The sequence below is a fragment of the Streptococcus sp. AS20 genome (assembly GCF_000524255.1).
Lineage (GTDB): Bacteria > Bacillota > Bacilli > Lactobacillales > Streptococcaceae > Streptococcus > Streptococcus constellatus.
On sequence record NZ_JANS01000006.1, the window covers coordinates 38222 to 60755 of the forward strand.

At 38.0% G+C, this 22534-nt stretch carries 16 protein-coding genes; 1 reads left to right on the top strand and 15 read right to left on the bottom strand.

Annotation, left to right across the window (positions count from 1 at the left end):
• The 12 genes from atpB to HMPREF1514_RS03785 form a co-directional block, all read right to left on the bottom strand.
• On the bottom strand, nucleotides 1–714 hold the full coding sequence (gene atpB / locus HMPREF1514_RS03730) for a F0F1 ATP synthase subunit A (protein ID WP_003025280.1): 714 nt from the start codon (nucleotides 712–714) through the stop codon (nucleotides 1–3).
• A gap of 39 nt (nucleotides 715–753) precedes the next feature.
• The gene (locus tag HMPREF1514_RS03735) at nucleotides 754–954 is read right to left on the bottom strand and encodes a F0F1 ATP synthase subunit C (RefSeq protein WP_003025282.1); all 201 of its coding nucleotides are present in this window, start codon (nucleotides 952–954) and stop codon (nucleotides 754–756) included.
• Between the two features lie 313 nt (nucleotides 955–1267).
• Nucleotides 1268–3667, bottom strand: a complete 2400-nt coding sequence (locus tag HMPREF1514_RS03740; protein WP_037597325.1) for a glycogen/starch/alpha-glucan phosphorylase — start codon at nucleotides 3665–3667, stop codon at nucleotides 1268–1270.
• Between the two features lie 24 nt (nucleotides 3668–3691).
• A complete protein-coding gene (gene glgA / locus HMPREF1514_RS03745) occupies nucleotides 3692–5122 on the bottom strand; it encodes a glycogen synthase GlgA (RefSeq protein ID WP_037597329.1) in 1431 nt (476 codons plus the stop codon).
• A complete protein-coding gene (gene glgD / locus HMPREF1514_RS03750; RefSeq protein ID WP_037597331.1) occupies nucleotides 5119–6258 on the bottom strand; it encodes a glucose-1-phosphate adenylyltransferase subunit GlgD in 1140 nt (379 codons plus the stop codon). Before glgD ends, glgA begins: the two co-directional genes overlap by 4 nt.
• Nucleotides 6248–7390 (bottom strand): glucose-1-phosphate adenylyltransferase, encoded by a 1143-nt coding sequence (locus tag HMPREF1514_RS03755; RefSeq protein WP_003025294.1) that lies wholly within the window; start codon nucleotides 7388–7390, stop codon nucleotides 6248–6250. The genes glgD and HMPREF1514_RS03755 overlap by 11 nt, the downstream gene beginning before the upstream one ends.
• A gap of 3 nt (nucleotides 7391–7393) precedes the next feature.
• On the bottom strand, nucleotides 7394–9304 hold the full coding sequence (gene glgB / locus HMPREF1514_RS03760) for a 1,4-alpha-glucan branching protein GlgB (protein WP_037597332.1): 1911 nt from the start codon (nucleotides 9302–9304) through the stop codon (nucleotides 7394–7396).
• A 469-nt stretch (nucleotides 9305–9773) separates the two neighbouring features.
• Complete coding sequence (gene addA, locus HMPREF1514_RS03765) at nucleotides 9774–13454, bottom strand: helicase-exonuclease AddAB subunit AddA (RefSeq protein ID WP_037597424.1); 3681 nt, start codon at nucleotides 13452–13454, stop codon at nucleotides 9774–9776.
• Nucleotides 13451–16726 carry an ATP-dependent nuclease subunit B gene (gene rexB, locus HMPREF1514_RS03770; protein WP_037597334.1) on the bottom strand — a complete coding sequence of 1092 codons (3276 nt, stop codon included), beginning with the start codon at nucleotides 16724–16726 and terminating at the stop codon, nucleotides 13451–13453. The genes addA and rexB overlap by 4 nt, the downstream gene beginning before the upstream one ends.
• 120 nt (nucleotides 16727–16846) lie before the next feature.
• Nucleotides 16847–18061 (bottom strand): ABC transporter permease, encoded by a 1215-nt coding sequence (locus HMPREF1514_RS03775; protein ID WP_037597335.1) that lies wholly within the window; start codon nucleotides 18059–18061, stop codon nucleotides 16847–16849.
• Nucleotides 18058–18951, bottom strand: coding sequence for an ABC transporter ATP-binding protein (locus HMPREF1514_RS03780; protein WP_037597336.1), 894 nt, complete (start codon nucleotides 18949–18951; stop codon nucleotides 18058–18060). Before HMPREF1514_RS03780 ends, HMPREF1514_RS03775 begins: the two co-directional genes overlap by 4 nt.
• Before the next feature lie 195 nt (nucleotides 18952–19146).
• On the bottom strand, nucleotides 19147–19359 hold the full coding sequence (locus HMPREF1514_RS03785) for a YdbC family protein (RefSeq protein WP_003069777.1): 213 nt from the start codon (nucleotides 19357–19359) through the stop codon (nucleotides 19147–19149).
• 86 nt (nucleotides 19360–19445) lie between these two features.
• Between HMPREF1514_RS03785 and HMPREF1514_RS03790 the strand changes: the two genes are divergently transcribed.
• The gene (locus HMPREF1514_RS03790) at nucleotides 19446–19787 is read left to right on the top strand and encodes a hypothetical protein (protein ID WP_037565830.1); all 342 of its coding nucleotides are present in this window, start codon (nucleotides 19446–19448) and stop codon (nucleotides 19785–19787) included.
• A gap of 12 nt (nucleotides 19788–19799) precedes the next feature.
• Here the strand turns inward: HMPREF1514_RS03790 and HMPREF1514_RS03795 are convergent, their stop codons facing one another.
• Genes HMPREF1514_RS03795 through trpX form a run of 3 tightly spaced genes read right to left on the bottom strand, consistent with a single transcriptional unit; the run spans nucleotide 19800 to nucleotide 22467 of the window.
• On the bottom strand, nucleotides 19800–20555 hold the full coding sequence (locus HMPREF1514_RS03795) for an ABC transporter ATP-binding protein (RefSeq protein WP_037597338.1): 756 nt from the start codon (nucleotides 20553–20555) through the stop codon (nucleotides 19800–19802).
• Nucleotides 20552–21418, bottom strand: a complete 867-nt coding sequence (locus HMPREF1514_RS03800; RefSeq protein ID WP_037597340.1) for an ABC transporter permease — start codon at nucleotides 21416–21418, stop codon at nucleotides 20552–20554. Before HMPREF1514_RS03800 ends, HMPREF1514_RS03795 begins: the two co-directional genes overlap by 4 nt.
• Before the next feature lie 44 nt (nucleotides 21419–21462).
• The gene (gene trpX / locus HMPREF1514_RS03805; protein ID WP_037597343.1) at nucleotides 21463–22467 is read right to left on the bottom strand and encodes a tryptophan ABC transporter substrate-binding protein; all 1005 of its coding nucleotides are present in this window, start codon (nucleotides 22465–22467) and stop codon (nucleotides 21463–21465) included.
• Between the last annotated feature and the right edge of the window lie 67 nt (nucleotides 22468–22534).

The following is a 22534-nucleotide window of genomic DNA, read 5'->3' on the forward strand; positions in this document are numbered from 1 at the left end:
CTATTCCTCACTGTTAATTTTCTTACCTAGATACATAGATGTCAACATGGTAAATACATATGCTTGAATACATGAAATAAAGACTGAAAAAGCAGTCCAAACAAGATTCAAGACAAAAGCAATTGGATACCAACCAGCAGCTTGTTGTGATAAAGTTAACAACAAACCAGACAGAACTTCACCCGCATAAATATTACCATAGATACGCAGAGCCAGAGAGGCAAAATTAGTGAATTCTTCCAAAATATTCATTGGAGTCATTCCAGCAGGTGTCGCAAATGCCTTGAGATAAGCTTTCACTCCCCGTCGGCGAATCCCTTCAACATGACAAATTAAGGTAATCAAAAATGAAAATCCTAAGTCAAAGGCAAGATTGGCCGTTGGAGATGTCCACAAATTATAACCATTGGTTGTCTGCACTTTTGCCATCAAACCAAGATTGTTAGCTACTGCAACGAAAAGGAATAAGGAAAAGATAAATAGAGAATAATTCTTTATATATTTATCGCCAATATTTCCCTTTGTAAAGCCAATAACAAAATCATAGAGGTATTCTAAGACATTTTGTTTGCCAGAAGGCTTCAGCGTCATTTTCCGACTAGCCCAATAAACAAAGGCAAATACGATAAATACAGTTAGAAGAGACATAGCAAGTAGAGTCAAATCAAAAGTCACAGGACCTAAAGTGATAGTTGGATTTATACTTTCTTCCAACGAACTCCACCCCCTTTTCTAAAGGATAACTTTCTTTTCTTATTTAATGATGAATGACATCGCAAGTGTTACGAAGAAAGTACCTTCGATAAAGGCAATCCCCATGATCATGAGCGTTCTCAACTGACCAATGATTTCTGGTTGACGTGATGCTGATTTAAATAGATTTGCCATTAAAAAACCTTCAGCGAGCGAAACACCCATACAGGCAAGACATAATCCAAAAAATGTTAAATTCATGATGAATTCTCCTTTATGTTTAAAATTTACTTACTTAGTTTAGTCCTAAAAATTCTTTTTGTCAAATGTTTTTGTCTTTTGGAAACGTTTTATAAGGATTTACTTCATTTTCCAAAAAAGCAAGGTATTTCTGCAATAATGATAAACCTAGATAGCGAAAACACGAAGTTTGTTTCACTATAAATCTACCTTTATAAAAAAATAGTAATCTTGTTCTTATTTATTGAAATCTGATACTTCACAAAATCTTCCTCTATCAAATGAAATAAATTAACTTTTCAACAAAGAGGCTGGATAGGTCCCAGCCCCTAACTTAATCCTTTTTCAGGTTCCAAATTTCTTTGGCGTATTGTTCAATCGTATCATCTGATGTGAATTTATCAGACGTTGCAATATTAACAAGACTCATACGCGCCCATTTTTCTTTGTCGCGATAGAGTTGATCAATCTTTTCTTGTGCAGCTACGTACGAAGCAAAGTCTTCTAGAAGGAAGTATTCATCATTGTGTGTAATCAAAGCTTCATAAATCTCAGCGCCTTCATTCCGGACATTTGGAATGGTTCCGTTTACGAAACTATCAACTACACGCCGAATGACTGGATTGTCTTCGTAGACACCGCGTGAATCATAATCATGACGTGCGTAATGGTCGTAGACTTCGTTTTTGTTCATACCGAAAATCACAATATTGTCATCTCCAACTTCATCTTTGATTTCAATATTAGCTCCGTCAAGGGTTGCCAGTGTAATGGCTCCTGTCATCATGAATTTCATATTGGATGTTCCTGAAGCCTCTTTGGAAGCAAGAGAAATTTGCTCTGACACATCTGCCGCAGGAATGATGAGTTCAGCTAAACTGACACGATAATTTTCAAGGAAAACAACTTTTAATTTGCCTTGTAAACTTTCATCATTATTCACAAGATTTGCTACTTCGTTGATTAATTTAATAACAGATTTTGCAAAATGATAACCTGGTGCTGCTTTAGCACCAAAAATGAAAACTCGCGGCACCATATCTTTATCAGGATTATCTTTCAAATCCCAATATAGCTTAAGAATATGGAGCAAATTGAGCAATTGACGCTTATAGGCGTGAAGCCGTTTCACTTGCACATCAAAGATAGCTTCCGTTGACACTTCCACTCCTGTAGATTCTTTGACGAAAGCTGCTAAACGTGCTTTAGCTTCCTGCTTAACATTATAAAATTCGCTCAAAACATGCTGATCATTTTTGTAGTCTAAAAGTTTGCGCAATTCATGAATATTTGTTCGCCAGCCCTTACCAATCAAACGATCAATTTCATTTGACAATGGTTCATCTGCAATTTGCAGCCAACGACGTTGAATGATGCCATTCGTTTTATTATTGAATTTTTCAGGATAAATAGCATAAAAATCACGCAGCGTATCTTCTTTGAGAAGTTCTGTGTGAAGTTTGGCCACTCCATTGACCGAATGACCGCCAATAATCGCCAAATGCGCCATGTGGATTTGATTATCTTTGACAATCCGAGTATGTTCAATCACTTGTGGGTCAATGCCACGCGCAGCCATATCAGCAATATAACGATTGTCAATTTCAAGAATAATTTGATAAACACGAGGAAGAACATTTTTAAAGAGCTCCGCATCCCATCTTTCTAGGGCTTCTGAAAGGATGGTATGATTGGTATAGCTCATCGTCTGAACTGTCGCATTCCAAGCGTCTGCCCATTCAAGACCGCAATCATCTAACAGAAGTCGCATAAATTCTGCTGGTGCAACTGCTGGGTGTGTATCGTTAATATGAACCGATACCTTTTCATGAATTTGCTCTAAAGGCAGACCTTGTTTCCGATAGGATTTGATAATGGTCTGCAAACCGGCACTGGTCATGAAATATTCTTGAATCAAGCGTAGCTCTTTTCCTTCATAACTTGAATCATCTGGGTAAAGAATGGCCGTAATATCCTGTACCTTGCGACGCGCTTCAATCGTTGGATAGTCTAATTCATATTCTTCAGGAATTTCGACATCCCAAAGACGAAGATTGTTGACAACGTCATTTCCAAAACCAATTTGTGGTACATCGTAAGGTACTGCACGGAGAGTTTGCGAATTTTCATAAATGGGAAGCATTCGCTCTTCTTTGTTGGCTTGCAGATAGACATTTCCAAAGATTTTAACATCTACAACATCGTGATCCTTACGTGTTTCCCAAACATTTCCGAGACTACCAAACCAATCATCAGGCAACTCGACTTGGTAACCGTCCACAATTTTTTGTTTGAATAATCCATAGCGATAGCGAATTCCATTACCAAATCCAGGATAACCTGTGGTTGCCAATGAATCCATAAAAGCTGCTGCTAAGCGACCCAAACCGCCATTCCCTAGCGCCATATCGTACTCAGCCTGTTTGACAGCTGTAAAATCAACACCTAATTCATCAAATCCTTCTTTGACAACATCGAGGATTCCAAGATTTAGTAAATTGGTTTCCAGCATTCGCCCAGGCAAAAATTCAATAGAAAAGTAATAAGCAATTTTTTGCTTGTCTTCTACTAATTTGTTTCGTCGCTCCAACCACATAGGAGTGATGTATTTGCGAATTGTACGTGCTAAGGTTTGAAACAGTTCTGCCGAAGTGGCATCTTCTACTTTAATCAATTGTTCTTCATGCAAAATGTCCTTAAAATCATGAAGAAATTGCTCTTTTGTTAGTTCCATTTCTTAACGGCAAACTCCTTTCTATCAATAAAGAGATTGGTACAAATGACTGTAAGCTTGGCTAGCTGTATCCCATGAAAAATCACGTTCCATAGCTTGTATTTGAAGGTTATACCATGCTTCTTTATCGTTATGATAGAGGCTGACAGCCATATCAAATGTCCATTTCAGCCAGTAGCCTGAGAAATTATTAAAGCTAAATCCAGTTCCTGTTCCTTCGTAGGCATTATACGGTTGAACGGTGTCACGCAAGCCACCAACTTCATGTACGAGAGGTAAGGTTCCATAACGCATGGCCATCATTTGGGACAATCCACATGGCTCAAAGCGACTTGGCATTAAGAACATATCACAAGCTGCATAAATTTCTTGGGCTAATTTCACATCAAACGTAATATTGGCAGATAATTTTTCTGGATAAGCTTGACCAAACCAAGCAAAGGATTGCTCAAAAGACGGGTCTCCTGTGCCTAAAAGAACAATTTGCACATCATCTTGCAGTAAATTGTGCAACTGATCCACAACCAAATCAAAGCCTTTTTGCCGAGTCAAACGAGATACAATTCCTACCAAAGGCACATCGTCTCGCACAGGCAGACCAACTTTTTCCTGCAAAGCACGCTTATTTGCTAACTTACCAGATAAGTCATCCTTATTAAAATGGTACTCCAGCAAATTGTCCGTTTCTGGATCATAAATATCTGTATCGATTCCATTGACAATACCTGATACTTTACCAGATTCCATTCGTAAAATTTGATCCAAACCACAGCCAAATTCTGGGGTCATGATTTCATGCGCATAGCTTGGTGATACGGTTGTCACCCGATCTGCATACAAAATCCCTGCTTTCATCCAATTCAAGCAGTTATTCCAACGCAAGGTACCGTCTGCATAACGCTCATAGCCTACTCCAAACAAATCCCAGAGCATGCCATCAGAAAATTGCCCTTGAAATTCTAAATTGTGAATGGTTAAAACAGTCCGAATTCCATGATAAGCTTGAATCCAATGGTATTTTTCTTTCACTAAAAATGGAATCATTGCGGTATGATAATCATGCACATGCAATACATCTGGAATGAAATCTACTCTCTCCATTAACTCAACAGCTGCCATTTGGAAATAGGCAAAGCGTTCGCCGTCATCAAAATCGCCATAAACATGTCCGCGGAAGAAATAGTATTGATTGTCTATAAAGTAGAAGGTAACACCGTTTAAAACTGTACGTTTCACGCCTACATATTGACCACGCCAACCGACCTTCACTTCAAAATGGAACAAGTCTTCCATTTGGTCGCCGAATTTAGTCTCTACCATATCGTAATAAGGCAACACCACTCCCACTTCATGACCAGCTTTCACAAGAGATTTAGGGAGAGCGCCAATGACGTCTCCCAAACCTCCTGTTTTAGAAAAAGGTGCACCTTCTGCTGCTACAAATAAAATTTTCATTGAATCCTATCCTCTGTCACTTTTTCGCCTTTTTTAAGAACAACTGGGTTATCAACTGTTCCTCGAACGGTCACATTCTCAGCAACCTCAACACCCTTATCTAAGATTGCATAGTCTACAACAGCATTTTCGCCAATAAGGACACGTGGGAAAAGAATACTGTTTTTTACACGACTTCCTTTTTTAATACGAGTATTCCGAGAAATGACAGAACCACTAACTTCTCCTTCAATAATACTGCCGGAAGCAAATTGAGCATTTGAAACCTTAGAACCGACTGCATAATAAGTTGGCTCTTCGTTTTTTACTTTAGTATAAATCTTTTGATTTGGAGAGAAAAGGGAATAGAATTTTTGTGAATCAAGCATATCAATATTGGCATTGAAGTACGAAGTGACAGAATGAATATTTGCTAAATAACCCGTATATTCATAAGCAAACGCTTTTTCCTGAGCAGCTAAATCACGTAAAACATAACGTAATTTTTGAGGAAATTCTTTTTGTGCTTCTATTTCTAATTTTTCAATCAGCCAGGGTGTATCCACAACAAAGATATCTGTTGACATGTTGTACAAATCCTGATCTTTTTTATCATCAAAAAGATGGTGATTTTTCACATGATCTGTTTCATCAATTTCCAAAACAGCATTGACTTCGGAAATTTCTTCTTTTGGTAATTTTTTATAGACAACTGTGATCGGTTGATCAGTTGTACCATGTAAGTGGAAGACTTGGTTCAAGTCGATGTTCACCAAAACATCACAGTTCAATGCTACCGTTTGATCGCTGCCCGAACGTTTTAAGTAGGTCAATAATTGCTCGTAGTATTCTTTACCAACAGTAGAACTTTCTACGCGCGTATTATAAATACCAAGATAGTAGTGACTCAAAAGAGTAGACAGCCCCCATTCACGTCCAGAACGGATATGGTCAAAGACAGAACTAATATTATCTTGTTGGAAAATGCCAAAGACGCTCCGAATCCCTGCATTGGCCAGACTAGACAACGGAAAGTCAATTAAACGATATTTCCCACCAAACGGCAAACTGGCAACTGGACGATGATTTGTCAAAGTAGACATATCATGAAATCCAACTGTATTTCCTAAAATTGCTGAATATTTATCAATCTTCATCTGATGGTACCCCCACTTTCTCATTGTATCCGATAACTTGTACTTCGTCTGTTCCATCAATTTCTACACCATCAGAAATGATAGCTCCTTCACCGATAATAGCACGTTTGATTTTTGCACCTTGACCAATGATAGCACCACTCATAATCACAGAATCTTCTACAACTGCATCTTTACGCACTTGAGCTTCCGTAGAAAGAATGGAATGCTTAACCGTGCCATCTACCAAACAGCCGTCCACAACCAAAGAATCTTCTACATGAGCATTTTCTCCAAGGAAGTTTGGTGGAGAAATCAAGTTACGTGAATAAATTTTCCATTGACGATCCCGGCTGTCTAAAGCATTGTTTGGGTCAATATACTCCATATTGGCTTCCCAAAGTGACTCAATCGTTCCAACATCTTTCCAATATCCCTTAAATTCATAAGCATAGACACTTTCGCCGGATTCAAGATAATTTGGAATAACATTCTTACCGAAGTCAGACATATCTACATTGCTCTTTTCAGCAGCTACCAGCATATTACGCAGGCGTTTCCAGTCAAAGATATAAATCCCCATAGAAGCCTTAGTAGACTTAGGTTCAGCTGGTTTTTCTTCAAACTCGACAATGCGGTTATTGGCATCTGTATTCATAATACCAAAACGACTGGCTTCTTTTAAAGGAACATCCAGAACAGCTACCGTCAGACTGGCGTTGTTGTCCTTGTGAGATTGAAGCATATCATCGTAGTCCATTTTGTAAATGTGGTCACCAGACAAAATCAAGACATACTCAGGATTGATAGTATCAATATAATCAATGTTTTGATAAATCGCATGACTAGTTCCTTCAAACCAACGATTGCCCTCACTTGCTGAATATGGCTGGAGAATAGAAACTCCTGTGTTAATACCATCCAGTCCCCAACTAGAACCATTTCCAATATGACTATTCAAAGCTAATGGTTGGTATTGAGTAATGACACCAACATTATGAATTCCTGAATTGGCACAATTGGACAAAGCAAAGTCAATGATACGGTAGCGTCCACCAAATTGTACTGCTGGTTTGGCAATACTTTGAGTGAGTTTTCCAAGGCGTGTTCCTTGCCCACCGGCAAGAATCAAAGCTAGCATTTCATTCTTCATCTGTTACTCCTTTTTGGACTTCTTACTTCCATTTGCTGATTTCACACGACGTTTAATTTTCCAAATACTTGCCCCTAATGCTGGCAAAGTAAAGGTCAACGTCTGAGGATAATCCTTCCACAAGCCTTCTTGAGACTGAACTGTTTGATTATACTCTTTCCATACACCTCCCCATTCTTCTAATTCAGTATTCCAAATTTCTTCATATATGGCTGTCACCGGAACACCAATGGTAAAGTCTTTGCGCTCTACCGGAGCCATATTAAAGACGCAAATTAGCATATCTCCCTTGTCATTTTTCCGAATAAAGGAAAGTACACTTTGATCTGTATTATCCGCATCAATAATTTCTAAGCCATCCCAATTCAAGTCGTTTTCCCATAAAACACGATTTTCTTTATAAAGCTGATTGAGTTGAGAAGTGAAATGTTGCATCTTAGCGTTCATATCATCTGCCAAATCACGCCATTCTAAAGATTCTTCGCATTTCCATTCTAAGAATTGTCCCCATTCGCTGCCCATGAATAGTAATTTCTTCCCTGGGTGACATATTTGATAAGTATAGAGATTTCGCAGACCAGCAAATTGATTATAGCGATCTCCCCACATCTTATGCATGAGACTCTTCTTACCATGTACCACTTCGTCATGAGAAAATGGCAACAAGAAGTTTTCAGAAAAAGCGTACATGAAACTAAAGGTTACTAGATTAAAATCATACTTGCGGTAAATTGGGTCTTCTTCGTAGAAGCGCAGAATGTCATTCATCCAGCCCATGTTCCACTTGTAGTCAAATCCAAGACCACCCATTTCTGCCATACCTGTAATCTTTGTATCACTCGTGCTTTCCTCTGCAATCATCATGACATCTGGATGAGCCAGTTTGATAACCGTGTTCAAGCGTTGAAGGAAGTAATAGCCCTCGTAGTTGCGATTGCCACCGTCAATATTTGGTTGCCATGGACCGCTATCATAATCTAGATAGAGCATGTTGCTAACAGCATCCACACGGATTCCATCTAAGTGATAAAAGTCAATCCAAAACTTGATACTAGAAATCAAGAAAGACTGCACTTCATTCTTTCCTAAGTCAAAGTTAAGAGCGCCCCAGCCGTAATTATGGGCACGGTCATGATCTTGATACTCAAATGTAGGCGTACCGTCATAATAAGCCAAAGCATCATCATTGATAGTGAAATGTCCCGGCACCCAGTCTACGATAACTCCAATATTATTCACATGACATTCTTCTACAAAATCACGAAACTCTTCAGGAGTTCCATACGTATGCTCAAGTGCAAAATATCCCATCAGCTGATAACCCCAGCTCAGTCCAAGTGGATGCGCCATTAGTGGCATGAATTCCACATGAGTATAATTCATTTTAACCAGATAAGGAATTAGTTCTTCTTTTAATTGAGCAAATGAGTAGGAACTGCCATCTTCATTTTGCTTCCAAGAACCTGCATGAACTTCGTAAATATTCACAGGTCGTGAGAAAAATCCCCAACGTTTTCTGCGAGCTAACCACAAGCCATCTTTCCATTTCTTTTCAGGAATTGTCCGAACAACTGCACCTGTACCAGGACGTTTTTCAAAATAGATAGCTAAAGGATCAATTTTTAAAATTTCTTGACCGCTGCTTCGTCTAATATTGTATTTGTAAATATCTCCTTCCTTTGGCAAATCCGTGAATACTTCCCAAACACCACCTTCATTGCGTGTCATAGGAATCTGATTTTCATACCAGTCAGTAAAGTCTCCAATCAAATGCACACTTTGAGCATTTGGCGCCCATACACGAAATGTATAGCCGCTTTGTCCATCAACTTCATCTTGATGAACCCCCAAATAGTGTTGTAAATGGAAATTTTCACCTGTGGTAAAAGTTCTCAATGCTTCTTGTCTATCCATTTTTTCACCTCGCTTTGTAAGCGTTTTCTATAATTCTATTTTACTATTTTTCCTATTGCTTTTCAAGTAAATTTCCAATATTATTACAAAAAATTCGCAAAACCGAACTTTTCTTCAAATAATACTCACTATTATTAAAAATAACTAGATTTTGTTGGAATTCTAAAATTTTCATTCCATTCCTACTAAATAGCCACTAACATATCAAAGCTACTTAAATGAAAATTTTCATAAAGGTCTATATAGCTTTATAAAAAGGCCGCACAATGCTGCCTTTTCTATTTATTTTATAGTAGCAAATCGCAAAATTACGATCTAATTTCAAATATTTTTCCTCCACTCTCTGATTTACTATTATTTTATCGAACTTTTCTGAAATTTTCAAGCAATATTTTCAATAAAACACAAAATTTAGGAACTATTTTTAATTTTTATGAAGAAAACATTCGTGAATAAGAGGGCGATTTATCTATTCTACTTTCACCATTTGAAGCTGTGCTCCACCTAACAACACTAAGTATTTTTCAACTTTTTCAATACTGTATGAACGACTAAGAGCTTCAGCATAAAGTGCTAATTGTGCTTGGTAGCGCTCCACTAATTCACTTGAATTTGTATATCGATCCGTCTTGTAATCAAAGAGAATGATTCGGTCCGTCAGCAGTAGATAACCGTCCAGAATCCCACGGACTACAAAATATTGTCCACTTGCTGGATCCTGCTTTAACATAGCAAAAGGAGCTTCACGATATACTCTGTCTGTATGCTTCAAAAGGAGCTGTCCAAGTTCAGTCCCAAAGAAACTAGCTATCTTTTGCAAATCAATTTTCTTTTTAACACTTTCTTCTGCCTGAACCTGTTTTAAAATTTTTCTCAAAATAGCTATCGTAGGGGCTTGATCCAAAGGAATACGCTGCATCAGTTCATGGACAGCGCTACCGATTTGCGCTCCTGTAACTGGAGCTTTTTTAGCAAAATTTGGTAGCTCAAAAGAAGCTTTTCCTACAATGGTCGGATTCCTTTTCTCCATAATTTCAACGCCGTCTGTATCCATAATCGGTTCATAAAATTTCTTAATTTGACTCGGTGTTCGGACACTCGGTAAATGGATGGCAGCTTGATACTTGGTATTCAATCGATCTACATTTTCCAAAATATCCAAAGCCCTACGAATATCCTCAGATTGGCGATTATGCACCATACTCTCTTCAATAATCGCGTCTTTCAATTTCAGTTGACCTATTTTTTCATCCATCAAATCACTATCTGTCACAAAATGTGTTGAAAAGGCTAGATTATCTTTCTCAAATACTACATGTAAAGCCCACATCCAATCTTGAAAACTTGTCATACTTTGCCTGATAGATGCAGCTAAATGCCCCTTCACTGGAGTAGGGAAGCTTTTTTTCTCCAAACTGTTCTGATGACCTTTACCAACTAAATACAGTTTCCTTTCAGCGCGTGTCATGGCGACATAGAGTAGACGCATTTGCTCAGAAATACTGGCTAGATGAATCTCACGCTCATTTTGCTCATAAGGCAAAGTATTAATAGACAAACGAACATGGTTTGGAGCTAACTTATCAGCAACATCTACTGCTACATCAGCTACATACTTGATACCAACGCCATTTTGACGACTGAGAATCAAAGCAGAACTGCTATCTTTACGATTGAAAACTTTGTCCATATTGAGCAAAAAGACATATTTAAATTCCAAACCTTTGCTCTTATGAACTGTCATCAGGCGAACCGCGTGTTTCGGAGCTGCAACAACGACACTTGCCAAGTCATTTTGAGTTTCTAAAATCTTATCAATCATCCTGATAAAACGTGACAAGCCTTTAAAACTCATTTTTTCGTAATCATTTGCTCGCAAAGTAAGGGCATAGAGATTAGCTTGACGTCCCGCTCCATTTGGTAAAGCTCCCGCATAATCGTAATAAAAACGATCTTGATAGATTTTCCAAAGCAAATCATAGAGCGAATTTGTTTTTGCATACTCTCGCCAAGCCTGTAGTGTTTCTTGAAACTGCTGGATTTTTTTTAAAAGAGGAGGCGTGATAAGTTCAGGATATTGACCGTACCCATTCAGAGTATTCTTCAACTTCTCATATAGATTTTCCTGATGGACAACATAATTTGCCTCAGTCACCTTCTTTTGCAAAGCTAAACGTGCCAATTCATCTTCTGTAAAGTTGAACATGGGCGACTTTAAAAGCGCCACTAAAGCATAGTCATTAAGAGGATTGTTAATCGTACGCAAGGTGTCTAACATCACCATGACTTCAACAGACTGAAGGTAATTGTCCTCACCACCGTCTGAAACAACAGGAATACCATATTTAGCAAATTCAGCTAAAATCGCATCGTTGCGTGTGCGTGAAGCTGTTAGCAAAGTAATATCCTCAAATTGGACATTTTCTTCATTGTATAGGCGAATAATTTCTTTGATAACCAGCGCCACTTCTCCTGCAGAAACAGAAGAAACATCTTTGTCGTTCTCCTCATTATCTGTCTCAAGCGCTCCATCATAAATGAGAAATTCTGTCTGATACAAGGGATTTGGTTCTTTTTTATCAGGATTTCCAGCTACCAGATAATGCGTTTCATTGTAATCAATTTCTCCCACTTCTTCATCCATGAGGCGCTTAAAAACATCATTGGTGGCTTCCAAGACTTCCAAATGACTGCGAAAATTCTCTTTTAAGACAATCAATTTCCCTTGTTGACTATCGCTTTGATACAATTTGAATTTCTCATTGAAAATCTGCGGATCCGCTTGACGAAAACGATAAATAGACTGTTTAATATCCCCCACCATAAAGCGATTACCCCCATTTGATAACAGTTCTAGCATCCGCTCTTGCGTGTGGTTAGTATCTTGATACTCATCTACCATGACTTCATGGTATTTGTTCCTATAAAACTGACGCACATCCGAACATTCTTCTAAAATCTGAATAGCAAAATGACTAATGTCCGCAAATTCAAAAGCATTTTCTTCTTTTTTGCGATTCAAATAGCTTGTAACAAACGATTTCATAAATTGCTGCAAAACAAGTAAAATTTCTTTTGCTTCCTCATGGTAGGTCATTTGAAATTCAAAACGATAAAATTGATCTGCCAAGTCTCGTAAAACTTGAATTTTTTCTTTGCGTTTTTCGTTATAGGCGTTAATAATTTCTTTTAATTCTTCTTTTCGTCCGCTGTTCGTCAAGGCTTTTCCATTGCTGGCACGCGATATTTCTACAATGTTATTGAGCGTTGTGAGATAGGCTTCCTCAGAGGAATGCCCTTGTAAACTTGCAAGGTCATCAAGCACACGCTGCACATTTTCAAGATATTTTGCTTTGGAAAATTCCTTGGCTTCATGAACCAAATGATAGCTAAAAAAATCTTCTAAATCAAAGAGGGCTTCTTTTGTTTGTGCTAAAAGTTGCGCTTTTTCTTCTTGGAAATCTGCAAACTCATAGCCTTTCAAAAAGTCTTTTTCCAACCATTCTATTGGACTCCTAGTAGACTGCAAAAAAGAATAAATCTTATAAACCTGCTCGCGAAAACCAAGCAAATCTTTTCTCTGACCTGTAAAGTTTTTGACTAATTTTTTAAACAAAGCAGCCTGATCAGATTGATAGAAGTCTTCAAAAACTTGCTCAAAAACTTCATTTTGTAGCAATAACTGCTCACTCGCATTTTGCAAAATGCGAAAATTTGGCGCCAATTCCAATAGATAACCATATTTATTCAGGACTTTTTGGGTAAAAGAGTCCATGGTTCCAATATCTGCATTCGGAATATCGGCTAATTGCTGAGCCAAGTGTTGTTTTAATTCCTCATCATTTGTTTCTTTCAAAGCCTTGGACAGCTCTTTCTCCAAGCGCTCTTTTAATTCACTAGCTGCTTTGACGGTGAAAGTTGAAATGAAGAGCTGCTCAATACGAACGCCCCGCATAATTTGGTCAATAATCCGCTGCACCATAACAAAGGTTTTTCCTGATCCCGCAGAAGCAGAAACCAGAATATTTTGACCGGAAGAGTAAATGGCTTCAATCTGTTCTGGTGTACGTTTTTGAACTTTGTCAGACTGAACTTCCTGATCCTGCAAAGCACGAATCTCTGCTTGAGTCAAAAATGGAATTTGTCTCATTTTTCTAACTCCTCCTTCATCTTTTCTATCCATGCTTGACGCTTCTTCTCACCCGTTGAGTTCTTACCTTCTAATTTCACTAAATGTCGGGCACTAGAAAGATGAAGATTGGCTTCAAAACCTGTAATGGACTTATATTGTTCCACAAAAGGTGCAATACTTTTGCCATTTTCTGTATAAGGATTAATCTTAAAATGCCCTGTCAATATCTGCTCGGCAGCACGACGGTACAAGAGTGCATTATAAGCTAACAAAGTTTCTAGCTCTTCTTGACTTAATAAATTGACTTTCTTTTTATTATACAAATCATTGAGCTGATAAGCTTGCTCCGATAGAAATAGCCCCTTGTATTCTAACGTTTTCATCACCTCTTTGACTGCATCACTCTGCGACTTGGTCTTCGCTAAAGGTACGAGTGGATTGGTCATCTGCAAATACATGGCGCCAAAAACCTGTGCTTCATCACTCGTCCACTTTTCTTGTTTCAATGCCATTAGATACGTAGGTAATTGAGAATTCAAACCATTGAAAAATTTTTGAAAATCAAAATCTGTGTCACTTGATTTATAATCCACAATTCCCAGACTGTCATTACTTCTCAATCGGTCAATACGGTCAACTTTTCCTCGAATTTGAAGGTTGCGTCCGTCTGATAAGGTTAAAAATTCTGCACTCTCTTGCCCAAAAACAGCCTCTTCCTGAATAGTTTCTACTAAATCATTTCTTTCTAGAACACGCCCTGTCGCACGCGCTGCGTCAAGCAAAACTTCATGAGCAAACAATGCTTTGGCACTTTCGGTATAAAGAGCTTCAAACTCCGGTTCACAGCTTACTTCCTGAATGGCTTTTTCTAGACGGATGTCGAATTGCTCGTTCGATTGATCGTGCACGACTTTTTCAAACACACGGTGCAGAAAATTTCCATGACTGCGCGCATCTGGGTAAATTGTCATTTCTTCTTGCAGAGCCAAAATATACTTCAAAAAATAAGCATACTGATTACGATAAAATTCTGTCAAAGCTGAAGTCGACAATAGAAATGCTTGATGAGGCGGATAAAGGATTTGCAAAGTCTGCTCTGACAAGGTTTCTGTCTCAAGACTTGACGTGACATTCGGAATCGAAATGCCTTCACTTTCCAATTTTTTGCGCAAAACTCGTACAGCTACTGACCAAAAAGTCTGTTCTTTCTCAGTCAAAGAATGCTCTTTATCAATATCTCCTTGATTCAACTCAATAACCCTCGCCAATAAAGCACGATAAGTACCAATATCATCACTTGTTGCCTGCGGATGCTTCACCTCAATTGGCAAAGCAATTGGTTGCTCACGCAGTTCCAACAGATATGGAGAAATGTCATTCTCTATTTCATTGACAATCTGAGGAGTGGAAAGTACCAATCTATCCGTTGCAGCATTTAGAAGTGACAAGGCGACAAAACGATTTTTCTTGAGATTTTCCTGAGCAGCAATCAGCAATTCCGAATGCTCATCTGTCACTTCGTTTAGCAACAAACGGTCTTCATCTGACAAAAGAGTCTTATTTTGTGCAATTTTGGGAAAATAGTCTTGGATCAAACCAATCGCGTAAACAAAAGGACTTGACAACGGCTCAATCAAGTCATAAGACTGAACGGTCACAACGTCTACTGTTGCTGGAATCGTTCGATAATTAGATAACAGCATTCCTGACTGCACCAGAGTCAGAAAATCATCTAGATTGACTTTGCTAGCTGAAAAGACATTGGCAAATTGTTCCAAAACATGGCAAAAAGCTTTCCAAACTTCTTCTTGCCGTTCTTGATTTTGCGGATTCGTAAAATCTACTAAACTAGCAAAATTCTGAGAAAAAGAAATTGTTGTTAAAAATTGATGAAATTTTTGAAGCAGGCCTGTCGCTGTTTGACTGCGAGATTTAAAAAATTCCAAGAGAGGAGTGACTATATTTTTTCTTAATTGATTGATATGAACTAGATTAAATTTTCGTTGTTGATTATGAGTAAATTCTTTAGAAAACTTACTCATTCCTCTCACGTCTGCAAAACGGATATATTGCTCAAACAAGTCTAGTTCTTCTTGCTTTAAATGACCATAAAGACCTGTTTTTAAGAGATTGAGCAAATCTTCCGTTCGAAAATTGTAGTGTTTTAGGCGCACTAAAGCTTCAATAAATTGCACCAAAGGGTGATGGGCCATAGCCTCACTTCGTCCCAGATAAAAAGGGATTTGATACTGATCAAAAATCGTCTTTAACTGTAAATGATACGCTTCCACATCTCCCAAAAGAACGCGAATATCCTTATAACGAACTCCATCATGAACTAACTGACGAATGCTTTTTGCCACATATTCTAATTCTTCTTTTTGATTGACTGTTGACCAAATCTGCACATGCGAGCGATCCTGCTCCGTTAGCTTTAGGTCAACATCTGAGAAATCATACCGACTTTCTAACAGTTTTGAAATCTTTCCAAAAGCATCATCTGGCTGGCTTGCTGGTATATATTCAGGTTTCACTTCAAATTTACCTGCCAACTGTCGCAAGAAATCAACACTCGCCTGATAAAGATTGCCCTCTCGAAAACTTGCACGATACGCTTTTTCACTTGCATAAGCACCGATGATAATTTCCACACCCTTATTATGCAAAATCTCGATCAAATAAGCTTCCTCAGCCGAAAAGCGCGTAAACCCATCAATAACCAAGACTAAATCCTGCAGTTCCTCATCCACATCACCTGCTATAATATGATGGGTAAAGGCTATGATATTTGAATCAGAAGTAAATTCACTCTGATTAAGCTGATACATCACTACTTGAAAAATCTTGATTAAATCTGCTTTTTTCTCTGCTTCTTCCAAATAGTCTAGGTCTGTATAACTCATCTGAGCGACTTGCAGTTCATGATAGAGCTCAACCAATTGCTGAATAAATTGTGCATCCGTCCGAATGCCACCATACACCCTCAAATCATGCTCATTCATTTCTGAAAGCACTTTATAAAAGAGCATGCTAAGCCCAATATCATCTATGTTTTCTCCCTTTTGCACATCATTGAGGACAAAATAACGTGCCATCTGCGCAAAACGTGTCACTGTAATAGCAAAGGAAGCATGGTTTTCTAAAAGAGCCAAAACAGTGCTCTCCTTTTCAAATGAAAGAGAATTAGGTGCAATATAAAACACGCGCTTACCTTCCTGTGCCAAGCGTTCTGCTTCTTTCACCAAAATCTTCGTTAAGGGATTGCGAATATCTGTATAAAGTAATTTCATGAGCATCCTGTTTCTGTCAAAATATAGTTTAATTATATCATTTTTAAAGTTTTTCAACAGCGATTGACTGCATGCCTTTTCAAGAAAAATCCCCACAAGAATACTTGTGGAGAACTATTTTTAACGATAAGCTAAAGCTTTTTTGAAACTCTTCCAAATACCAATATCATCTGTTTGCAAAATCAAGCTGGAATAAATTCGACCAATATAAACCGTCATTCCAGTGGTAAATAAGAACGCAATCACAAAGGAAATCCACGCTTCCAAACTAGTTGCATAACCATTGATAGCACGGAAAGGCATAAAAAAGGTTGAAATAAATGGAATATACGAGCCAACTTTAAGTAAAATCGTATCACCTGCATTTCCAAGAGCTGTTACACCCAAGAATCCTAGTACAACTAGCATCACAACAGGCTGAACAGCTTTCCCAACATCTTCAATTCTCGTTACCATCGAGCCTAAAAAGGCAGATAGGACAACGAACAAAAAGACACTTAAAGTAATGAAAGCAATGGTATTAAAAGAAATGGCTTCACCTAGATGCTTCATCAAATTTGGATTAGCTTGCAAAAATTCTTTTACAAAAGAAACCTTGTCAGAAAATATTAGTAAGAGCACTGCTCCTATCACGTAAATTCCTACATGTGTCAAAATTACTGCAAAAATTCCAGCCATTCGACCATAAAAATATTCAGATGCCTTGATACTGGAGAAAATAACCTCCATAATCTTTGTTCCTTTTTCGCTTGCAATTTCCTGCGCAGTTGAGCTTGTATAAACAATGAGAATCATGTACAATATCAAACCAATTGCTGTTGCAACAACTGTTTGAATCGTTTTCTTAGCCTCTTTCTTTTCGTCAATTTTTTCCTTAAAATCAATCCCCCTTGAAAGCAGTTTAACTTGGTTTGCTGATAAATTAGCTTGGCTGATATTTGCAACCTGCTGTAACTGTAGTAATTTCTGTGAAATTGCTGCCTTTGTAGTGCCATTCATCCCTGTATCAGCGACATAGGTTGCTTTAATTTGACCGCTTGCTTCTGATAGCAGCAAATACCCCCCGACATCACCGTCTTTTATAGCTTTCTTGGCTGCTGCTTCATCTTTATAATCGAAGTCCAGATTCTTGATATCTTTTAAAACTTCCTTGATTTGTGCATTGTCTGTTACAACAGCAATACGGCTAGAATTGGTGCTTGACATGGAAGAAAGATACCCAACTCCAAAACTAAGACCAATAAAGATGAAAGGAGAAAGAACCATGAAGACAAAACTCCATGACTTGACATGACGAAGATAAGTCTCTTTGATTACAATTAACGTCTGTTTCATACTTCCACCCCTGATTCTAATTTAAAGATTTCATCAATTGTTGGAGCTTGTTGGTCAAAAGTTGCAATATATTGTCCTTTAGTCAGCAAGTCAAACAAGTCCTTCCCAGCTGTTTCGTCATCTAATATCAATCGCCATGTTCCTTGATTGGTCAGACTGGCTTTGCTTACGTGAGGAAGCGCCTCTAATTCAGCTTGAGAAAGCGCACTAGATACAAAGAGTCGTGTTTTCCCATAGCGATTACGAACTTCTTGTACACTACCATCCAAAATGACTTTACCATCACGAAGCATGATGATCTTATCACATAATTCTTCCACATTTGTCATGACATGATCAGAAAAGATAATGGTCGCTCCGCGCTCTTTTTCTTCAATAATAACTTGCTTTAAAATCTCCGTATTAACTGGGTCAAGACCGCTGAAAGGCTCGTCTAAGATAATCAAATTTGGCTCATGTAAAAGTGTAATAATCAGCTGCACTTTCTGCTGATTTCCTTTTGACAAGCTCTTGATTTTATCAGTCAATTTTCCTTTAACTTGCAATCGTTCCATCCACTGAGGCAATTTTTCTCTCACAACTGCACTTGATACACCTTTTAAATTCGCCAAATAACGCACCTGCTCATAGACAGTCAACTTAGGCATCAAACTTCGTTCTTCTGGTAAATAGCCAATTTCCCGATAAGTGTCTTGAGAAATAGCTTTGCCCTCAAAAGAAATCCTACCGCTATATTCTAAAAAACGCAGAATGCTATGAAAAATCGTTGTTTTCCCAGCACCGTTTTTTCCAATCAGACCAAGGATTTGTCCTGATTCAGCCTTAAAATCAACACCAAACAGAACTTGTTTTTGCCCAAAACTTTTTTCTAAATTCTGAATTTCAAGCATCCTAAACCTCCTGAAATTTTAAGTTCACTATATTATATATATTGTCTATATTTAATAGTATAATATTTTGAAAGCGTATTTTCAAGTTTTTGTGTAAAATTCCTTATTTTTTACAACAAGAAAGAGAGTCATCAACAGTTACATTTATAGATCGTCTGTCTCTCACTCTCTTGCCTTTATTCTATTTACGCTTTACTAAGCCTTAAAAGCCTCTACCAATACTTGAAATTCTTCATTGGAAAGCGTAATCCCTTTCCCCATTTTTGTATGGTCAGGACTCCAGCTACGGATATCGTATTTTGCTGGCGCACCATTGAAACTCACTCGATTCAATTCTTTTGTCCAGCCTTTTTCATTTTCTGACAAAACCAATAATTTTTCTTCTATCTCAAATTTAAACTCTGACATTTTTTCTCCTTTTTCTTCTTTCTTGATTTATTCGTAAAAAATTTACTTTTTTAGCAAGTTTATTATATAATATATTGTAACAAGTTATGGAGAATTTAGCTATGAAAAAATTTCTCGAAATGATTTTAGAACGCGCAAGTGAATTTATCAATTACAAAAAGAATACGCAAGAAATAGAGGAGGACAACGCCAATATTTTGCAGATGATTGAAACCGCTTTGCAAAAGAAATCAGGCGTACATGTCATTTTTTTAGATAAAAGTTTTACGGGTGATATTGTCAAATATGACAAAGAACGCCAGCAGCTCATTATAAAAAATTTCCAGAAAAGCATGTCTACCATTATTCGTATTTCAGATATTAAGCGGATTCGTCTGGTTCCTAATACTATCAGAGAAGCACAAAAAAGAAATTCCAACCTCAAATGAGATTGGAATTTTTTATTCAAACAAACCATAATAATCCGCTATGGTCATTTTGGCTTTTTCTTCCTGTTTGAGGTCTTGGATAATCTGTCCTTCTTTCATGACAATGAGACGATTGCCATATTTGAGGGCATCCTCCATGTGATGAGTAATCATAAGAGCCGTCAGTTGGTCTCTTTGGACAAAATCATCAGTCAACTCCATAAGGGCAACACTAGTTTTTGGATCCAGCGCTGCTGTATGTTCGTCTAGAAGAAGCAGTTCTGGGCGCTTGAGAGTCGCCATCAGCAAACTCAAAGCCTGTCTCTGACCACCAGAAAGAAATTCAATTGGCGTATCCAAATGTTTTTCTAAACCATTGCCAATTTTCTCTATTATTTCTTGAAATTCTTTGCGATAACGCTTCAGGCGACGTGGGACCAAACGACGTTTTTCACCACGAAATTTTGCAATTAACAGATTCTCTGCCACTGTCATACGAGGAGCTGTTCCCATTTTTGGATCTTGAAAGACACGTGACAGATACTTAGCACGTTTCTCTGGCGAATAACTCGTCACATTTTCACCTAGAATATAAATACTGCCACTCGTCAATGGCAATGTGCCCGCAATAACGTTGAAAAGAGTGGATTTCCCTGCACCATTTCCACCTAAAATGGTAATGAAGTCATGCTTATGAATGGTCAAGGAAACATTGTCAAGAATCGTTTTTTCATCAAAGCCATTATTCACAACTTTCGTCGCATTTTTTAATTCTACAATTGCTGTCATTTGCTTAACTTGACTCCTTTAAAGAATTTATTTTTAAAAGTCGGAATCATGAGGCAAACCGCCAAGATAACCGCACTATACAGACGGAGATAACTGGTATTAAAACCAAGTGCAATCACACCCCAAATTAGAAATTGATAGAAAATAGCTCCGACAACAATCGTTAGTAAACGTTCTGCTAATGTCAGACTAGTAAAGAGCTCCTCACCGATGATGAGGCTAGCAAGTCCGACAACAATCACTCCAATACCGCGCGAGACATCCGCATAACCTTCCTGTTGAGCAATGAGGGCTCCTGCTAGAGCAATAACACCATTAGATAGCACCAATCCCATCAGCTCCATTCGCCCTGTGTGAATACCAAAACTCCTCGCCATATCAGGATTATCTCCTGTAGCAATATAAGCTTGACCCAATTTTGTATCTAAGAAAAAGAGCAATGCAGCTATTACCAAGCTGACAAAAAGTAGCCCTGTTAGAAGATTGTTGATTTCGCTAGAAAATGGCAGAAAGTCTTGAATTTGCTTGGTTCCTAGAAGACCAAGATTCGCTCGCCCCATTAACATGAGCATAATCGAATGGCAGGAAGTCATGACCAAAATTCCAGAAAGTAGAGTAGGTATTTTCCCCTTGGTATAAAGAAGTCCTGTTGCCATACCTGCCAAACACCCTGCCAGAATGGCAACAACAGTCGCCGGAAAGGGATTGATACCTTTACTAATCAGCGTAACTGCTACTGCTCCCCCCAAGGGAAAAGAGCCTTCGGCTGTCATATCAGGGAAGTTTAAAATGCGGAAGGTCATAAAAATACCTAATCCTAAAATAGACCAGACAAGTCCTTGCGAGACAATCGAAATAATCATAATGTTGTCCTAACTTTAAAAAATATCGTTTCTTATCAATCGGATTACTCAATGACTTGTCCTGCTTTTTTCAGAACATCATCTGGAATCGTTATTCCTAGCTGAGCAGCCACTTTTTTATTTATAACCGTTTTTCCAGTATTAAAGATTTCAACCGCTGTGTTTGCTGGTTTAGCCCCTTTCAAAATCTTCGCAGTCATTTTTCCAGTCGCTACTCCAAGTTCTTTTTGATCTACTACAACAGAACCTAGACCACCTTCTTTTACCATAGCTGTCGCACTTGGATAGATAGGTTTTTTAACTGTTTGATTGCTGGAAACAACTGTTGAAAAAGCAGAAGCAATGGTGTTATCAATTGGAATCCAAATGGCGTCTACTTTCCCTGTCATCACATTCATGGTTGAAGCAATCTCATTTGTCGAAGGCACAGAATAAGGAAGCACCTTATAGCCTGCTTTTTCAGCCAAAGTTGTAAATTCTTCTACCTGCGTTTTGGAATTGTCCTCACTACTTGAGTAAAGAATACCAATTGTTTTCACATTCGGTGTTAACTGTTTAATCAGATTTAACTGTTGCTTAGCTGGATTGTGATCAGAAACACCTGTGATATTACCGTCAGGCTGTTTCAAATCTTTGACCAAATTTGCTCCAGCTGGGTCGGTCACTGCTCCCATAACAACTGGCTTGTCTTTCGTTGCACTAGCTAGCCCCTGAGCAGCAGGCGTTGCGATTCCAATCAGCACATCATTATTATTTGCGACCAGTTGCTTACTCATCGTTGCTACTTTACTTTGATCACCTTCTGCATTCATAAAATCAATCTTAATTTTCTTGCCTTTGTAGCCTTCTTGTGCCAAGCCTTCTTGAATGCCCTTATAAATCAAATCCAGCGATGGATGACTAACATATTGTAGTACGCCGACTTTTACTGTTTTTGTTGTATTGTTGATTTTCGTTGTTTTCCCATCATTAATGCTAGAATAAATGATTCTTCCAACAACTAAGACTACTAAAAGTGCAATAATTGCCATTAGTCGTTTATTTTTCATATCTGTTCTCCATTTCGTATGTTTCAAATGTTTATTCAAGTAAAATCCAGAGTCGCCATCGCTTAAA

What these genes read in the sequence shown, in the direction of transcription:
- glgD (WP_037597331.1), bottom strand. Translation starts at nt 6,258, where the DNA reads ATGAAGATTGATAAATATTCAGCAATTTTAGGAAATACAGTTGGATTT.
- HMPREF1514_RS03740 (WP_037597325.1), bottom strand. Translation starts at nt 3,667, where the DNA reads ATGGAACTAACAAAAGAGCAATTTCTTCATGATTTTAAGGACATTTTG.
- trpX (WP_037597343.1), bottom strand. Translation starts at nt 22,467, where the DNA reads ATGAAAAATAAACGACTAATGGCAATTATTGCACTTTTAGTAGTCTTA.
- HMPREF1514_RS03735 (WP_003025282.1), bottom strand. Translation starts at nt 954, where the DNA reads ATGAATTTAACATTTTTTGGATTATGTCTTGCCTGTATGGGTGTTTCG.
- HMPREF1514_RS03775 (WP_037597335.1), bottom strand. Translation starts at nt 18,061, where the DNA reads ATGAAACAGACGTTAATTGTAATCAAAGAGACTTATCTTCGTCATGTC.
- HMPREF1514_RS03785 (WP_003069777.1), bottom strand. Translation starts at nt 19,359, where the DNA reads ATGTCAGAGTTTAAATTTGAGATAGAAGAAAAATTATTGGTTTTGTCA.
- HMPREF1514_RS03755 (WP_003025294.1), bottom strand. Translation starts at nt 7,390, where the DNA reads ATGAAGAATGAAATGCTAGCTTTGATTCTTGCCGGTGGGCAAGGAACA.
- HMPREF1514_RS03795 (WP_037597338.1), bottom strand. Translation starts at nt 20,555, where the DNA reads ATGACAGCAATTGTAGAATTAAAAAATGCGACGAAAGTTGTGAATAAT.
- HMPREF1514_RS03790 (WP_037565830.1), top strand. Translation starts at nt 19,446, where the DNA reads ATGGAGAATTTAGCTATGAAAAAATTTCTCGAAATGATTTTAGAACGC.
- HMPREF1514_RS03780 (WP_037597336.1), bottom strand. Translation starts at nt 18,951, where the DNA reads ATGCTTGAAATTCAGAATTTAGAAAAAAGTTTTGGGCAAAAACAAGTT.
- glgA (WP_037597329.1), bottom strand. Translation starts at nt 5,122, where the DNA reads ATGAAAATTTTATTTGTAGCAGCAGAAGGTGCACCTTTTTCTAAAACA.
- HMPREF1514_RS03800 (WP_037597340.1), bottom strand. Translation starts at nt 21,418, where the DNA reads ATGATTATTTCGATTGTCTCGCAAGGACTTGTCTGGTCTATTTTAGGA.
- glgB (WP_037597332.1), bottom strand. Translation starts at nt 9,304, where the DNA reads ATGGATAGACAAGAAGCATTGAGAACTTTTACCACAGGTGAAAATTTC.
- rexB (WP_037597334.1), bottom strand. Translation starts at nt 16,726, where the DNA reads ATGAAATTACTTTATACAGATATTCGCAATCCCTTAACGAAGATTTTG.
- addA (WP_037597424.1), bottom strand. Translation starts at nt 13,454, where the DNA reads ATGAGACAAATTCCATTTTTGACTCAAGCAGAGATTCGTGCTTTGCAG.